Source organism: Pseudomonas sp. St386 (assembly GCF_018325865.1).
Taxonomy (GTDB): Bacteria; Pseudomonadota; Gammaproteobacteria; order Pseudomonadales; family Pseudomonadaceae; genus Aquipseudomonas; species Aquipseudomonas brassicacearum.
In genome coordinates this window covers 5,973,285-5,988,209 of record NZ_AP021900.1, presented here as the reverse complement: position 1 = coordinate 5,988,209, position 14,925 = coordinate 5,973,285, and the positions used below count along the sequence as shown (strand labels likewise).

Sequence of the window (14,925 nt, the reverse complement as noted above, 5' to 3'; positions counted from 1 at the left end):
AAGATCCAATGTGGGAGCGAGCCTGCTCGCGAAGGCGATGTCACAGTCGATGAGGATGTTGGATGTGCTGGCCTCATCGCGAGCAAGCTCGCTCCCACAAGGGGTAGCGGTGTACATGAGTTTTGTGGCTGCTGAAGATCCAATGTGGGAGCGAGCTTGCTCGCGATAGCGGTGGCACAGCTACGTAAATGCTGGATGTGCCGCGCTTTGGCTTTGCTTTGCTTTGCTTTGGCTTTTGATCTTGGGCGCCCCGTTAAACCACGCTGGCCGAACGCAGGCATTGCGCAGTGGGCATCCCGGCATGGATGCCGGGTTAGCCGCGCTGGGCCATGGATGGCCCTTCGCGGCGGCCCACGGAGCAATGCCGGAGTGAGGGCAAACCGAGCCTAGGCGAGGTGCCAAGTGGTGGGGCAGAGCGTTTTTGGTTACTTTTGGCGCTCTTTCCAAAAGTGACCCGCCGTAAGGGCGGAACCGCCAGCCGCCGTTACAAAAAAAACGGATATACACACGATCAAGAAAACTGGGAACCCCATGGCCCTAACCCCACACCACCCCGTCCCAGCCCTCCCTCAAGAAGGCCTGATCGCCGTGATCGCCCCCGCCGGCCCCGCCCCCCTGGACACGGAAAAAGCCATCCAATGGATGCGCGCCCGGGGTCATGAGCTCCGGATATTCCCCGGCGTCTACGAAAAGGACAACTACCTGGCCGGCAGCGACGAGACAAGGCTCAACGACCTGCACACCGCCTTCGCCGACCCAGAAGTCAAAGCCATCATCTGCCTACGCGGCGGCTACGGCACGCCCCGTCTACTCGATCGTATCGATTTCGAGCTCTTAAAGCGCAACCCCAAACCATTCGTAGGCTACAGCGATATCACCGCCCTGCACCTGGCCATCAGCCGTTACGCCGGCTTCGTGACCTTCCACGGGCCGCTGCTCAATGCCGATCTGCTGGGCGACAAGGAACCCCCAACCGTCACCTCGTTCTTCAGCCTGCTGCGTGGACAGTTGAAGGCCGGCAGCACGCTGAACCATCCCGCCGCCTACCCGTTGACCACCGTTGAGCCGGGCATCGCCCATGGACGTCTGCTGGGCGGCAATCTGTCGATGATTGCCGCGACCATGGGCACGCCTTATCAGATCGACGCCGAAGGGGTGATCCTGTTCATCGAAGACGTCAACGAGCCGTTGTACCGCATCGACCGACTGCTGACGCAGCTGCGGTTGGCCGGCACGTTGCACCAGCTACGCGGCGTGTTGGTGGGGGATGTGGCCGGGGTCGACGTCGAGGCGTTGAACCGATTGCTCAAGCAGACCTTCGAGCCATTGCGCATCCCGGTGCTGTCCGGCTGGCGCAGCGGGCACTGCGATCCGAACCTGACCTTGCCCATGGGGGCATTGGTGACGCTGGATGCGGGGGAGAAGAGGTTGGCGCTGGAGCAGGATGTGGTGGTTAGCTGCTAGTTCTGTAGCGTCCGCAAATCAGTCATCGCGAGCAAGCTCGCTCCCACAGGTTGATCGGGAATACCTGTGGGAGCGGGCTTGCTCGCGAAAGCGGTAGTCGCCATAAGGCAATTCAGCGGCTACGCAACGCCTCCAGCAACTGGTGCGTCGGATACCCATCAGCCGGCCAGCCGAACGACTGCTGGGCGCTGCGGATGGCCTTGCGGGTGTTGGCGCCGATGATGCCGTCGGGGTTGCCCGCGTCATAGTTGTGCTTGCCCAGCAGGGTTTGCAGCTCGATGCGTTCGCTGCGACTCAGGGGCAGGTCCTCCTTGGGCCACTGGCCATAGACCAGCCCGCCGTCGGTAAAGCGCTTTGACAACAACCCGACCGCCAAGGCATAGGACGACGAGTTGTTGTACTTGAGGATGGCGCGGAAGTTATCAAAGATCAGGAACGCCGGGCCGCGATGGCCGGCCGGCAGGAGCAGGGACGCCGACAGCTGTTTGTCATCCGGGGTTATTGGCAGGCCACCATATTCTGAAACCCCCAGTCGCTCCCATTCAGCAACAGGCTTGCGGATCGTGCCATCGGCCAGTGTGTAGTCGAAGCCCTCTGGGAGATCGACTTCGAACCCCCACGGCTGGCCACGCTGCCAGCCGGAGCTTTGCAGGTAGTGGGCGGTCGAGGCCAGGGCGTCGGTGGAGCTGCCCCAGATGTCGCGGCGACCGTCGCCGTCGAAATCCACCGCATGGGTGTTGTACGTGGTGGGAATGAACTGGGTCTGGCCCATGGCGCCGGCCCAGGAGCCAAGCATTTTTTCCGGTGTGATATCGCCCTGTTGCAGGATTTGCAGCGCGGCGATCAGTTGCGCATGGGCAAAACCCGGGCGCCGTCCTTCGTAGGCCAGGGTCGCCAGGGAGTTGATCACCGACTTGCTGCCCTGGAACTGGCCGAAGTTGCTCTCCATGCCCCACACCGCTACCAGCGCCTCACGATCGACGCCGTAACGCTGCTCGATGCTTTGCAGGATCTGGGCGTTCTGTTGGATCAGGCTCTTGCCTTTGTTGACCCGCAGTGGCGACAGCGCGCCATCGAGGTATTCCCACACGGGACGGGTGAATTCCGGCTGGCTGCGATCGGCCTTGATCACGCTCATGTCCGGGCTGACGCCGATAAACGCACGGTCGAACAGGTCGCCACGGATCCCGGCGGCCAGTGCCTCCTTGCGAAACCCGGCCTGCCATTGCGCGAAGGTCTGGGTGGGCGCAATGGCCAGGTCTTCACCGGTCGGTACCAGAGGCGGCACGATGGCCGGAGCGGTCACGGCGGGGGCTGTCTGGAGCGGTTGGGCGTCGGCGGCAGTAGGTTTTTCGGCGCAGGCGACAAGCAGGGCAACGCTTGCGGCAACAATCATTTGGCGCAGTGGCCAACGATGGGAAAGACAGAAGGGCATGCACGGGTCCAGAAATACAAATCAGGTGCTGACCTTAACATGCGAAAGGGGCGTAGGGCTTGTCCTGGTGTTTCAAGCGGCCAGAAAGCAAGAAGCCTCCCAGTTGTCAGACTGGAAGGCTTCGCGGCGGTAGCTGCCTTTGCCTTTGGCGGGTCGTTCCTGGCGGCTGCGGAACAGGGGCTGGGCGACGATGGACTTGGCCTTGTTGGGGCCATGCTTGGATGGCTTTTTGCTCATGGTGGGTACTCTCGTAGGGTGGGTTTTGCGGGATAAATCATGGGGCAGAGTTGGGGGGCTGTCCAGTCCCTGCATTGCGTAGGAAATGTCATTCAGACGAACACACGACTTGTGGCGCCGATAGGTGGGAGCAAAGCTTGCTCGCGATACAGGCACCTCGGTTTCAGAGACACCGCGCTGCTTTCATCGCGGGCAAGCCTTGCTCCCACAGATATCTTCGCCGCAGAACAGCCTTCAGTGCGTGCTTATTCGGCAGGCAACGTCAACCGCTGTCCAGCCATCAACAGCGACAAGCGACTGAGGCTCATCCACGGCGAGCCGGCGGCCTGGCCCTTGATCTGCGCATCGATGCGCTGGGCCTCGAGCAGCAATTGCGCCCAGCGCGATGCGGAATAGCGTTGCAGGGCCTTGCTCATCAGCGGTTTGCGTTTGTCCCAGACGGGCGGGCGGGCCTGGCTGAAGGCCTTGTCCAGCGGTACGCCCTGGCTGTATTGCAGGGACAGGTTGGCCAGCAGGCGCAATTCCCGGGCCAGGGCCCAGAGGATCACCGGCGGTTCGACACCTTCGCCCCGCAGGCCTTCGAGCATGCGCAGGGCATGGGCGGCTTCACCGTTGAGGATCGCATCGGTCAGCCCGAAGACATCGAAGCGCGCACTGTCGGCCACGGCAGCCTGCACCGTTTCCACGGTGATCTGTCCGCCTTCGGCCATCAGCTTGAGCTTTTCGATTTCCTGGGCGGCGGCCAGCAGGTTGCCTTCGACCCGGGCGGCAATCAGCTCCACTGCGTCCTGGCTGGCCGAGAGACCGGCTTGGGACAGGCGCTGGCGGATCCAGCTGGGCAACTGGCTGACGTCCACCGGCCAGATCTGCACGAACTGGGTCTGTGGGCCTTCGACCAGGGCCTTGCCCCATTTGGTCTTCTGCGCGCTGCCGTCGAGTTTCGGCAAACTGATGAGCAGTACCGTGTCTTCGGCCGGGCGTGAGCAATATTCGATCAGCGCGGCGGCGCCCTTGTCCCCGGGTTTGCCGGAGGGCAAACGCAGTTCCAGCAGGCGTTTTTCGGCGAACAACGACATGCTCGCCCCGGCCTGCAGCAGCGTGCCCCAGTCGAAACTGGCGTCGGCGGCGAAGACCTGGCGCTCGTCGAAGCCTTGCTGGCGGGCGGCGGAGCGGATGGCGTCGGCGGCTTCCTGGCACAGCAGTGGGTCATCGCCACTGATGATGTAGACCGGCGCGAGGGCGCCTTGCAGGTGTTTGCCGAGTTGGGCGGGAGCGAGCTTCATAAGAAAAGGCGAGCGGGGCGCCGGAGCGCCCCGCAAGGCTTATTCAGCCGGGATCTGCATTGGCGACTGTTGCGGGGTTTCCGCCTCAGCCTTGCGTGCCGCTTCCAGCGCATCGGCTTCGGCCTTGGCGCGGGCGTTGGCGGTCTGTTGCAGCTGTTCCAGCTGGGTCGGGCTCAGCTGTTGCAGGCGCAGCATCATGCGTTGTACGAGGTCGCGTCGCATTTCGCCACGCACTTCGGTGGACTCCTGGTCGGAACCGGTGATGTTATTGCCATCGTGCAGGTAGACCTTCTGCACCTGGAGCTTGTCGTCCAGCAGCACCAAGTCGTTCTGGTCGCGGATCTCATAGCTCAGCACGTCGTTCAGTTCGTACTCGGCGGAACGACCGGCACCGGCATAGCTCAGGCTGCGCTGGCTTTGCTGTTCACGGGTCAGTACCAGCTTGTACGGGGCCCCGGTGTAGACTTTCACACCGCTGTTTTCCAGGGTGTCGCGCAGCATCTTGACGGTGTCGCCAAAGGCGTCCCGTGCGCTGAGGTCCAGTTCCTTGATCGCCAGCTCGGTGGTGCCGGTGCCGCGCAGTTGGAAGCCGCAGGCGCTCAACAGGACCGCCAGGCCCACTACCAGCAGATTACGTTTGATCATCTTGTTGCTCCCCTTGAACCCTATGGAGGTCGACGATGCGACCCCGCAGGTTGTATTCGGCGCCAGGCTCAAGCCCGCGCCCGATCCAATTAGCTTGCGACGATGTTGACCAGTTTGCCGGGTACGACGATCACTTTGCGAATCGTCAGGCCATCGACAAAGCGCAGCACGTTTTCGTTGGCCCGCGCAGCGGCTTCGACTTCTTCGCGAGTGGCGGCGGCCGGCATTTCGATCTGGCCGCGCAGCTTGCCGTTGACCTGGATGACCAGGGTCAGGCTGTCCTGCACCAGCGCGGTTTCGTCCACCACCGGCCAGCGTGCGTCAATCACCGGGTCGGCGTGACCCAGTTGATTCCACAGCTCGTGGCTGATGTGTGGGGTGATCGGCGCGAGCAGCAACGTCACGGCTTCCAGGCCTTCGTGAACCAGAGCGCGATCCTGTTCGGTGCCTTGCGCGGCTTTTTCCAGCACGTTCATCAACGTCATCACTTGGGCGATGGCGGTGTTGAATTTGTGGTTCTGGCCGACGTCATGGCTGGCTTGCTTGATGGCCAGGTGGATCGAGCGGCGAATGGCTTTCTGCTCGTCGTTCAGGCTGGCAACGTCCAGTTTCCCCGGCAGGCCCTGGGTGACGTGGGCTTGCGCCAGGCGCCAGACGCGCTTGAGGAAACGGTGCGACCCCTCGACGCCGGAATCGGACCACTCTGCGCTCATGTCAGGTGGCGAGGCGAACATCATGAACAGGCGGCAGGTGTCTGCGCCGAACTGGTCGATCATCGACTGTGGGTCGACGCCGTTGTTCTTCGACTTGGCCATTTTTTCGGTGCCGCCGATTTCCACCGGCAGGCCGTCGGCGATCAGCTTGGCGCTGATGACCTTGGCCTTGCTGTCGCGTTCGAGTTCGACGTCGCTCGGGTTGAACCAGGTGTAGGCGCCGTTGGCTTCGCGACGATAGTAAGTCTCGGCGATCACCATGCCTTGGGTCAGCAGGTTCTTGAACGGCTCGTTGGAACTCACCAGGCCTTCGTCACGCATCAGCTTGTGGAAGAAGCGTGCGTAGAGCAGGTGAAGAATGGCGTGTTCGATGCCACCGATGTACTGGTCCACTGGCAACCAGTGGTCAGCCGCGGATTTTTCCACCAGGCCGCCTTGATAGTGCGGCGAGGCGTAGCGCGCGTAGTACCAGGACGACTCGACGAAGGTGTCCATGGTGTCGGTTTCACGCTTGGCCGGTGCGCCGCATTTCGGGCAGCTGCACTCATAGAACTCGGGCATGCGCGCCAGGGGCGAACCGGCGCCGTCGGGTACGACGTCTTCCGGCAGGACCACGGGCAGTTGATCTTCCGGCACCGGTACGTCGCCGCAGGTATCGCAATGCACGATCGGGATCGGGCAGCCCCAGTAGCGCTGGCGGCTGATGCCCCAGTCCCGCAGGCGGAACTGGGTGCGCGAGGCGCCGAGGTTCTTCTTGATCAGGGCGACTTCGATGGCATCGAACGCGCCAGGGAAATCCAGGCCGTTGAACTCACCGGAGTTGATCAGCTCGCCGTGTTCGCCGTAGGCGTCCTGCCAAGGTTCGGGGGTCTGGTCGCCGGCGCTGGTGCGCACGACAGCTTTGACCGGCAGGTTGTACTTGTGGGCGAATTCGAAATCGCGCTCGTCGTGGGCCGGCACCGCCATGACAGCGCCGTCGCCGTAGTGCATCAGCACGTAGTTGGCGACCCACACCGGCAGTTTCTCGCCGGTGAGCGGGTGCTCGACGAACAACGAAGTCGGCAGGCCTTTCTTCTCTTGAGTGGCGACATCGGCTTCGGCGACGCTGCCGCCCTTGCATTCGGCGATGAACGCCTGCAGCTCAGGGTTGTTCTGTGCCGCCAGGGTGGCCAGCGGATGCTCGGCGGCCACGGCCACATACGTGGCGCCCATCAGGGTGTCCGGGCGGGTGGTGAAGACTTTCAGGGTGCCGGTTTCGCCAATGGAGGCAACGTCGTAAGGGAACTGCACTTCCATGCCCCGGGACTTGCCGATCCAGTTGCGCTGCATGGTCTTGACCTGCTCGGGCCAACCGGTCAGTTCGTCGAGACTCTCCAGGAGTTCATCCGCGTAGGCGGTGATCTTGAAGTAGTACATCGGGATCTCGCGCTTTTCGATCAGCGCGCCGGAGCGCCAGCCGCGACCGTCGATCACTTGCTCGTTGGCCAGTACGGTCTGGTCCACCGGGTCCCAGTTCACGGTGCCGTTCTTGCGGTAGATCACGCCTTTTTCGAACAGGCGGGTGAACAGCCATTGTTCCCAGCGGTAGTAGTCGGGCTTGCAGGTGGTGACCTCGCGGGACCAGTCCACCGCCAGGCCCAGGCTGCGCAGCTGGGTCTTCATGTAGGCGATGTTTTCGTAGGTCCACTTGGCGGGGGCCACGTTGTTCTTCATCGCGGCGTTTTCCGCCGGCATGCCGAAGGCGTCCCAACCCATGGGTTGCAGGACGTTCTTGCCTTGCATGCGCTGGTAGCGGGAGATCACGTCGCCGATGGTGTAGTTGCGCACGTGCCCCATGTGTAGCTTGCCGCTGGGGTAAGGGAACATCGACAGGCAGTAGTACGTCTCCTTGCCTGGCTGTTCACTGACTTCAAAGGACTTTTGCTCGTCCCAGAACGACTGGGCGGCGGCTTCGATTTCACGGGGCTGGTAGTGTTCGTGCATGGCTACTTTTGTACTGAATGGGGTGGCCCAATCCTCTTCGTTGCCATGCTGGACGCAGACGACGCCGAATGCGGCGTTTTCGATGCCCAGCCAAGCTGGAAGTGGAGTTACAGGAAGCGCCGTAGCATACATGACCGCGCTCTGCCGAGGGAAACCCTGATTGCTGCCGAACCACCGCCGAGCCACTGCCGATCATCGGCGATGACCCGTGTTCAGGGCCGTTGGTCGCGGCGCCCTGCCGGTTTGCCCAGCGAAGCTAAGCTTCTCAATGGGGAGTGAGTCTTATCTTCAATGAGGTGAGGGATGGTTGAATCACAACGAAAAGTCGCTACACCTGAGTTGTACGAAAAACTGATCGATCGTCTCGGGGTGGCCCTGGACGCTGCAAGAACCGCCGGTCGCTTGCGTGATGAACGCCCGGTAGAGCTGGAACTGCGAGGCTTGAGCCCCGCGGAGTTCGAACTGGTCGAGGCTTACCTCGAACAGGTCGGACATCAAACCTCCACCAGTGAGGCCCAGGTACTCAAGCGTCTCGATACGCCCCGTTCGGCCAAGGTTGTGTGGCTCAAGGACCGGACGCCTGATAAGGATGCTGTAAGGATCCGGTCGCTGCAGTTCAAGTAAAGCCGGATTCACGCGTGTCGCTTTTTTTGGTTCAAGGCTTTTTCGAATCTGTTGTCGCTTTGCGTCAACCCACTTAGGCTTCGGGCATCTATGGAGATGCCCGATGCCGTTTCGCTATTTCATCAAACAACTTCTATTGCCGCCCGGCATTCTTTTACTGCTGTTGGCGCTCGCCTGGTGGTGGCGCCATTCTCGGCCGCGCCTGGCCCGGCTGTGTTTCGCCGTGGGCCTGGGCGGTTTCTGGTTGATGAGCCTGCCGGTGGTGGTGCAGTGGAGCGCCAAGGCATTGGAGCGTGAGCCGCCGCTGCTGCGCAGTGAATGGGCAACCCTGGCCCAGCGTGCCGACGCCATCGTGGTGCTGGGATCCGGTCGCGAGCGCGGCGACCTGGCCTGGGGCGCCGACCAGCCCACCGGTGTCGGCCTGGAGCGCCAGCGTTATGCGGCGCGGCTGGCCAAGGCGTCGGGCTTGCCCGTGCTGACCACCGGCGGCTTGCACTACGGCACCCCACCCAGCGAGGCCAAGTTGATGGCCGACTCGATGCTGGATGATTTCGGCGTCAACGTGCGCTGGCAGGAAGGACGTAGCCGCACCACTTGGGAAAACGCCCAGATGAGCGCCGAGATCCTGTTGCCGGAAGGCATCAAGCGGGTCGTGGTGATCACCCAGGCCTGGCACATGCCGCGGTCGGTCTGGAGTTTCGAACGCGCGGGGTTTGAAGTGGTGCCGGCGCCGGTGGGTTTCCTGGGGCAGGACAATGCCCGACCGTTGGGCGGCTGGATGCCGGAGTTCAAGTCGATCTGGCAATCCGGGCAGTTGATGAATGAGGCGGCGGGGCTGGTGGGGTATGCGTTGTTCTACCGCTAAGTATTGAGGATGTGGGAGAGTTGTGGGAGCAAGGCTTGCCCGCGATGAAGTCGACGCGGTCCTGCCTTGGGAGTCAGGGCGCCTGCATCGCGGGCAAGCCTTGCTCCCACAAGAAGCTCTTTGGCCCCAAGGTAGTTCATCGCCGAGGGATCAAACCGTCCTGGCCATCCGTCCCGCCATCAACGCCCAGCCCAGCAGCAACGCGCACAAGATGATCAGCGGCCATGAGCGCCATTGCAGGTAAGGCGTCAGGTCGTGCATCGGCACCACTTCGCCGTAGAGGATGCCGCGCTCGAATTGCGGGATCTGTGCGGTGATCTGGCCGAAGGGGTTGATCAGCCCGGTCACGCCGTTGTTGGTGGCGCGGATCATCCAGCGGCCGGCTTCCAGGGCGCGCATCTGGGCCATTTGCAGGTGTTGCAGCGGGCCGATCGAGGTGCCGAACCAGGTGTCGTTGCTGATGGTCAGCAGCAGGTCGCTGCGCGCTGACAAGCTGGCGGCAAATTCCGGGTAGACCACTTCATAGCAGATGAACGGCGCGATCTGGTAACCCTTGGCTTGCAGCAGTGGCTGGTCGGCCGGGCCCCGGGCAAAGTCCGACATGGGCAGGTCGAAGAAGGCGATCAGGCCACGCAGGATGTCCTGTAGCGGCACGTATTCGCCAAATGGCACGAGTTTTTGCTTCAGGTAGGTACCGTCGCCCTCGCCGGTCACGGTGATGCCGTTGAAGTAGCGCTTCTCGCGATGTACCAGTTGGCGAATCGGCACACCGGTAATCAACGCCGAATGCCGCTCGGCGGCGAAGCTGCCCATCATGTCCAGGTAACCCTGGGCAGATTCCTTGAGCACCGGTACCGCGGTTTCCGGCCAGATCAACAGGTCGACGCGCTTGGAGGCAAAGCTCATGTCACGGTACAGCGCCAACTGCGCGTTGAGCTGCTCGGGGTCCCACTTCATGCTTTGTTCGATGTTGCCCTGGATCGCCGCGACGCTCAGCGGGGCGCCCGAAGGGCTGGTCCAGGCATGGCCCTTGAGGGCCAGGCCGGCCACCCATGGGCCGATCAGCAGCACCACGCCCGCGGCGATAAAGCCTTTGCGCCCGGTGCGGATCAACCGGGGCGCGTTGTATAGCAGCGCGGCGGTCAAGGCCAGGGTGAAGGAAATCAGCCACATTCCGCCCAGCGGCGCGAGGCCGGCCAGCGGGCCGTTGAGCTGGCTGTAACCGGAATACAGCCAGGGGAACCCGGTGAGGAACCAGCCGCGGAAGGCTTCCTGGCCCAACCACAGGGCGGCGAACGCCAGGGCATCGGCCAACGGCGCTTCGTTGCGGCGCAGCCAGCGCGCCCAGAGCCAGGCGGGCAGGGCGAAGAACCAGGCGATGGCGGCGATGAACAGCAGCATCAACAACCCGGCGAGCAGCACCGAGGCGCCGCCGAAGTTATGGATGCTGACGTAGATCCAACTGGTGCCGGCACCAAACAGGCCAAAACCGAAACACCAGCCTCGGCCCAGGGCCTGGCGTGGCGAGAGTTCGCGCAGCCCGGCGTAGAACAAACCGACCGCCAGCAATGCCAGCGGCCAGAGGTCGAACGGCGCCAGGGCCAGGGTGGTGATCGCACCGGCCGCCATGGCCAGCAGGTTACCGGGCCAGCCGGGGCGGGTTATCCAGCGCATTTTTGTCCTTAGCGGGTCTCGCAGGGGTTATCGGCCAATGGGCGAAAGGCGCAGCAAGTGAATCCGACGGCTGTCGGCATTCAGGATGCGGAAGCGCCAGGAGCCGATTTCCGTGGTTTCGTTGCGCTTGGGCAGGTGCCCGAAAGCACTCATCACCAGGCCGCCGACGGTGTCGAACTCATCGTCGGAGAATTGGCTGTCGAAGAATTCGTTGAAGTTCTCGATCGGCGTCAGGGCCTTGATCAGGAAGTCGCCGCTGGGCAGGGGCTTGATGTAGCTGTCTTCCTCGACGTCGTGCTCGTCCTCGATGTCGCCGACGATCTGCTCGAGCACGTCTTCGATGGTGACCAGGCCGGCCACGCCGCCGTATTCGTCAATGACGATGGCCATGTGGTTGTGGTTGGCGCGGAATTCACGCAGCAGCACGTTCAGGCGCTTGGACTCGGGCACGAAGGTGGCCGGGCGCAACAGGTCCTTGATGTTGAAGCTGTCGCCGTTCTCCTGAAGGATCAGCGGCAGCAGGTCCTTGGCCAGCAGCACGCCCATGACGTCGTCATGGCTTTCGCCGACGACCGGATAGCGCGAGTGAGCGGAGTCGACCACGGCGGGCAAAAATTCGCGAGGGGTCTGGGTCGCCTTGATGCTGACCATCTGCGAGCGCGGGACCATGATGTCCCGGACCTGCAGGTCAGCGACCTGGATGGCGCCTTCGACAATGGCCAGCGCTTCGCTGTCCAGCAGTTTGTTCTGGTGTGCATCGCGCAGCAGCTCCAGCAGCTCCTGGCGGTTTTTCGGCTCATGGGCAAAAGCCTGGGTGAGCTTGCCCAGCCATGACTTCTGCCCGTTGCTCGATCGATCTTCGCTCATAGCGATTACTCTGAATCCTTTGTCGTTACAGGTTGATGTATCAGTGTTCGTCGCCGGCGTAGGGGTCGGGATGACCCAGCTCTGCAAGCAACGTTCGTTCCAGTGCTTCCATTTCTTCGGCTTCGTCATCTTCTATATGGTCGTAACCCAGTAGATGCAAGCAGCCGTGAATCACCAGATGGGCCCAGTGGGCCTCAGGGGTCTTGTCTTGTTCCGCTGCTTCACGCTCCACCACCGGGACGCAGATCACCAGGTCGCCCAGCAGTGGGATGTCGAGCAGTTCGTCAGGCACATCGGCGGGGAACGACAGCACGTTGGTGGCGTAGTCTTTCTGCCGCCAGGTGTGGTTCAGTTCACGGCCTTCGGGTTCGTCCACCAGGCGGATCGTCAGCTCCGAGTCGGCACTGCGCTGGCGCAGGGCCAGTTCGCACCATTGGCGGAACTGGGCTTCGCTGGGGGCGGCGTGTTCGCACGCCACTTGCAGGTCGAGTTCAAGCATTGTGGCGATTGCCTTTGCTTTCGGCCGAGTCTTCATCGGCGCGATTCTCGAAACGCTCGTAGGCTTCGACAATGCGTTGCACCAACGGATGGCGCACGACATCCTTGGGCATGAAGTGCGTGAAGCTGATGCCCGGCACGTCCTTGAGGACCTGGATCACATGGTTCAGCCCGGACTTGGTGCCACGGGGCAGGTCGACCTGGGTGATGTCCCCGGTGATGACGGCGGTGGAGCCGAAGCCGATCCGGGTCAGGAACATTTTCATCTGCTCGACCGTGGTGTTCTGGCTTTCGTCGAGGATGATGAAGCTGTTGTTCAGCGTCCGACCACGCATGTAGGCCAGTGGCGCGACCTCGATGACCTGGCGCTCGATCAGCTTGGCGACATATTCGAAGCCGAGCATTTCATACAGCGCGTCATAGAGCGGGCGCAGGTACGGGTCGATCTTCTGGGCCAGGTCGCCGGGCAGGAAACCGAGTTTTTCGCCCGCTTCGACCGCCGGTCGCACCAGCAGGATGCGCCGCACCTGTTCACGTTCCAGCGCATCGACGGCGCAGGCCACGGCCAGGTAGGTCTTGCCGGTACCGGCTGGGCCGATGCCGAAGTTGATGTCGTTGCCCAGGATTTCCTTCACGTAGCGCTGCTGATTCAAGCCGCGAGGGCGAATCATGCCTTTTTTCGTGCGCAGGGCCACGGCCGGTTCCGACGGGGCGTGGTTGTCGAGTTCTTCGACAGCCGACTCCTGCAGGAACAGGTGGACCGTATCCGGCGACAGCTCGCTCCCCTTGGTTTCCCGGTAGAGGCGGCGCAGCAGGTTTTCCGCGGAGGTGGTGTGCTTGGGTTCGCCGATCAGTTCGAACTGGTTTCCGCGGTTGCGGATCTCGATGGCCAGGCGCTGTTCGATCAAGCGCAGGTGCTCGTCGAATTGCCCGCACAGATTGGCGAAGCGGCGAGCCTCAAAGGGCTCGAGAATAAAGCGATGTGGTTCGATGGGTGCGTTCAAGGTCGTTTTTAGCCGCCCGGGGGCAATTAAGGTGAAATCAAGGATAACGCCAGTAGGCTGGGTGCGAAAGCTCTTAAACAGGCGAATCTGATCACAGGGTTGGCACAACCCATTGTGGGAGCAAGGCTTGCCCGCGATCAAGGCGCCGCGGTCTTCAGTGAGATTGCGGTGCTTCTATCGCGGGCAAGCCTTGCTCCCACAGGTCTTGCTTGCACAGACAATAGTGTTTTTTAGCAGGTTACTGGATCAGCGAACCGCGCAGGGAGTGCGGTTGCGCGGCGTCGATGTGCACGTCGGCGAACTGGCCGATCAGGGCCGGGGTGTCGCAGCGGAAGTTGACGATGCGGTTGTTTTCGGTCCGTCCTTGCAACTCGCCCGGGTCCTTTTTCGAGTAATCGGTCACCAGAATCCGCTGGACGGAACCGACCATTTGTCGGCTGATCTCGAAACCTTGCTGGTTGAGACGATGTTGCAAGGCGTTGAGCCGTTCCTTTTTCAGCTCTTCGGGCGTGTCGTCCGCCAGGTCGGCCGCCGGAGTGCCAGGGCGCTGGCTGTAGACGAACGAATAGGAGAAATCGAAACCCACGTCTTCGATCAGCTTCATGGTCTGCTGGAAGTCTTTCTCGGTTTCGCCAGGGAAGCCGACGATAAAGTCCGAGCTGATGCAGATCCCCGGCACTGCCGCGCGCAACTTGCGCAGCTTGGATTTGTACTCCAGCGCCGTGTGGTTGCGCTTCATGGCCGCAAGGATCCGGTCGGAGCCCGATTGCACCGGCAGGTGCAGGTGCTTGACCAGTTCGGGGACTTCGGCGTGGGCCTGGATCAGGCTGTCGGAGAACTCCAGCGGATGAGACGTGGTGTAGCGGATGCGGTCGATGCCATCCACTGCCGCCACGACGCGGATCAGTTCGGCGAGGTCCGCCAGGCGCCCGTCATGGGTCAGGCCGCGATAGCCGTTGACGTTCTGCCCCAGCAGGGTCACTTCGCGCACACCGTGTTCCGCCAAGTGGATGATCTCGGCGATCACGTCGTCGAACGGCCGGCTGACTTCTTCGCCGCGGGTGTAGGGCACCACGCAGAACGTGCAGTACTTGCTGCAACCTTCCATCACCGACACGTAGGCACTTGGGCCGTCGATGCGCGGTTCGGGCAGGTGGTCGAATTTTTCGATTTCCGGGAACGAGACGTCCACTTGCGGCAGCTTGGTGCTGCGCGCGGCGTCGATCATCTCCGGCAGGCGGTGCAAGGTCTGCGGGCCGAAGACCACGTCCACGTAGGGTGCGCGATCACGAATGGCCGCGCCTTCCTGGCTGGCCACGCAACCGCCCACGGCGATGACCATCTCCGGGTTGGCCAACTTCAGTTCGCGCCAGCGGCCGAGCTGGGAATACACCCGGTCCTGGGCGCGTTCGCGAATCGAGCAGGTGTTGAGCAGGATCACGTCCGCGTCTTCAGCGCGGGCGGTGACTTCCAGGGCCTGGTGTTCACCCAGCAGATCGACCATGCGCGAGCTGTCGTACTCGTTCATCTGGCAACCGTGGGTTTCGATGTAAAGCTTCTTGGCCATGGACGGGATCATCACGTGATTCAAAGAACCGCGCATTATAGAGAACAAGTCCCTGGGTTCCCACCG

The 14,925-nt window shown here is 62.3% G+C and carries 13 protein-coding genes; 3 read left to right on the top strand and 10 right to left on the bottom strand.

The window, feature by feature from the left end; genetic code table 11:
• Positions 1-531: 531 nt before the first annotated feature.
• On the top strand, positions 532-1,464 hold the full coding sequence (locus KI235_RS26530) for an LD-carboxypeptidase (RefSeq protein ID WP_212795366.1): 933 nt from the start codon (positions 532-534) through the stop codon (positions 1,462-1,464).
• A 112-nt stretch (positions 1,465-1,576) separates the two neighbouring features.
• Here KI235_RS26530 and KI235_RS26525 read toward each other — a convergent pair whose 3' ends face one another.
• The 5 genes from KI235_RS26525 to leuS all read right to left on the bottom strand — a co-directional run bounded on the left by KI235_RS26525 (position 1,577) and on the right by leuS (position 7,760).
• On the bottom strand, positions 1,577-2,899 hold the full coding sequence (locus tag KI235_RS26525) for a lytic murein transglycosylase (protein ID WP_003205883.1): 1,323 nt from the start codon (positions 2,897-2,899) through the stop codon (positions 1,577-1,579).
• 72 nt (positions 2,900-2,971) lie between these two features.
• Positions 2,972-3,136, bottom strand: coding sequence for an alternative ribosome rescue factor ArfA (arfA, locus tag KI235_RS26520; RefSeq protein ID WP_003205882.1), 165 nt, complete (start codon positions 3,134-3,136; stop codon positions 2,972-2,974).
• A 245-nt stretch (positions 3,137-3,381) separates the two neighbouring features.
• Entirely contained in the window at positions 3,382-4,419 is a 1,038-nt protein-coding gene (gene holA / locus KI235_RS26515; protein WP_003205880.1) for a DNA polymerase III subunit delta, read from the bottom strand.
• 39 nt (positions 4,420-4,458) lie between these two features.
• Entirely contained in the window at positions 4,459-5,064 is a 606-nt protein-coding gene (gene lptE, locus KI235_RS26510) for an LPS assembly lipoprotein LptE (RefSeq protein WP_003205878.1), read from the bottom strand.
• Positions 5,065-5,153: 89 nt separating this feature from the next.
• On the bottom strand, positions 5,154-7,760 hold the full coding sequence (gene leuS / locus KI235_RS26505) for a leucine--tRNA ligase (RefSeq protein ID WP_013694267.1): 2,607 nt from the start codon (positions 7,758-7,760) through the stop codon (positions 5,154-5,156).
• 303 nt (positions 7,761-8,063) lie between these two features.
• Here leuS and KI235_RS26500 point away from each other — a divergent pair, with 303 nt between their 5' ends.
• Entirely contained in the window at positions 8,064-8,384 is a 321-nt protein-coding gene (locus tag KI235_RS26500; protein ID WP_003205874.1) for a hypothetical protein, read from the top strand.
• Positions 8,385-8,487: 103 nt separating this feature from the next.
• A complete protein-coding gene (locus KI235_RS26495; protein ID WP_027912066.1) occupies positions 8,488-9,249 on the top strand; it encodes a YdcF family protein in 762 nt (253 codons plus the stop codon).
• Between the two features lie 150 nt (positions 9,250-9,399).
• On the opposite strand, the gene lnt is transcribed toward KI235_RS26495, so the two are convergent.
• The 5 genes from lnt to miaB form a co-directional block, all read right to left on the bottom strand.
• Entirely contained in the window at positions 9,400-10,923 is a 1,524-nt protein-coding gene (lnt, locus tag KI235_RS26490) for an apolipoprotein N-acyltransferase (protein ID WP_013694265.1), read from the bottom strand.
• A 27-nt stretch (positions 10,924-10,950) separates the two neighbouring features.
• Positions 10,951-11,790: an HlyC/CorC family transporter gene (locus KI235_RS26485; protein ID WP_003205870.1), complete on the bottom strand. Its 840-nt coding sequence runs from the start codon at positions 11,788-11,790 to the stop codon at positions 10,951-10,953.
• 40 nt (positions 11,791-11,830) lie between these two features.
• The gene (ybeY, locus tag KI235_RS26480; protein ID WP_003205868.1) at positions 11,831-12,289 is read right to left on the bottom strand and encodes an rRNA maturation RNase YbeY; all 459 of its coding nucleotides are present in this window, start codon (positions 12,287-12,289) and stop codon (positions 11,831-11,833) included.
• Entirely contained in the window at positions 12,282-13,292 is a 1,011-nt protein-coding gene (locus KI235_RS26475; RefSeq protein ID WP_003205867.1) for a PhoH family protein, read from the bottom strand. Before KI235_RS26475 ends, ybeY begins: the two co-directional genes overlap by 8 nt.
• A 238-nt stretch (positions 13,293-13,530) precedes the next feature.
• On the bottom strand, positions 13,531-14,859 hold the full coding sequence (gene miaB / locus KI235_RS26470; protein ID WP_003205865.1) for a tRNA (N6-isopentenyl adenosine(37)-C2)-methylthiotransferase MiaB: 1,329 nt from the start codon (positions 14,857-14,859) through the stop codon (positions 13,531-13,533).
• Between the last annotated feature and the right edge of the window lie 66 nt (positions 14,860-14,925).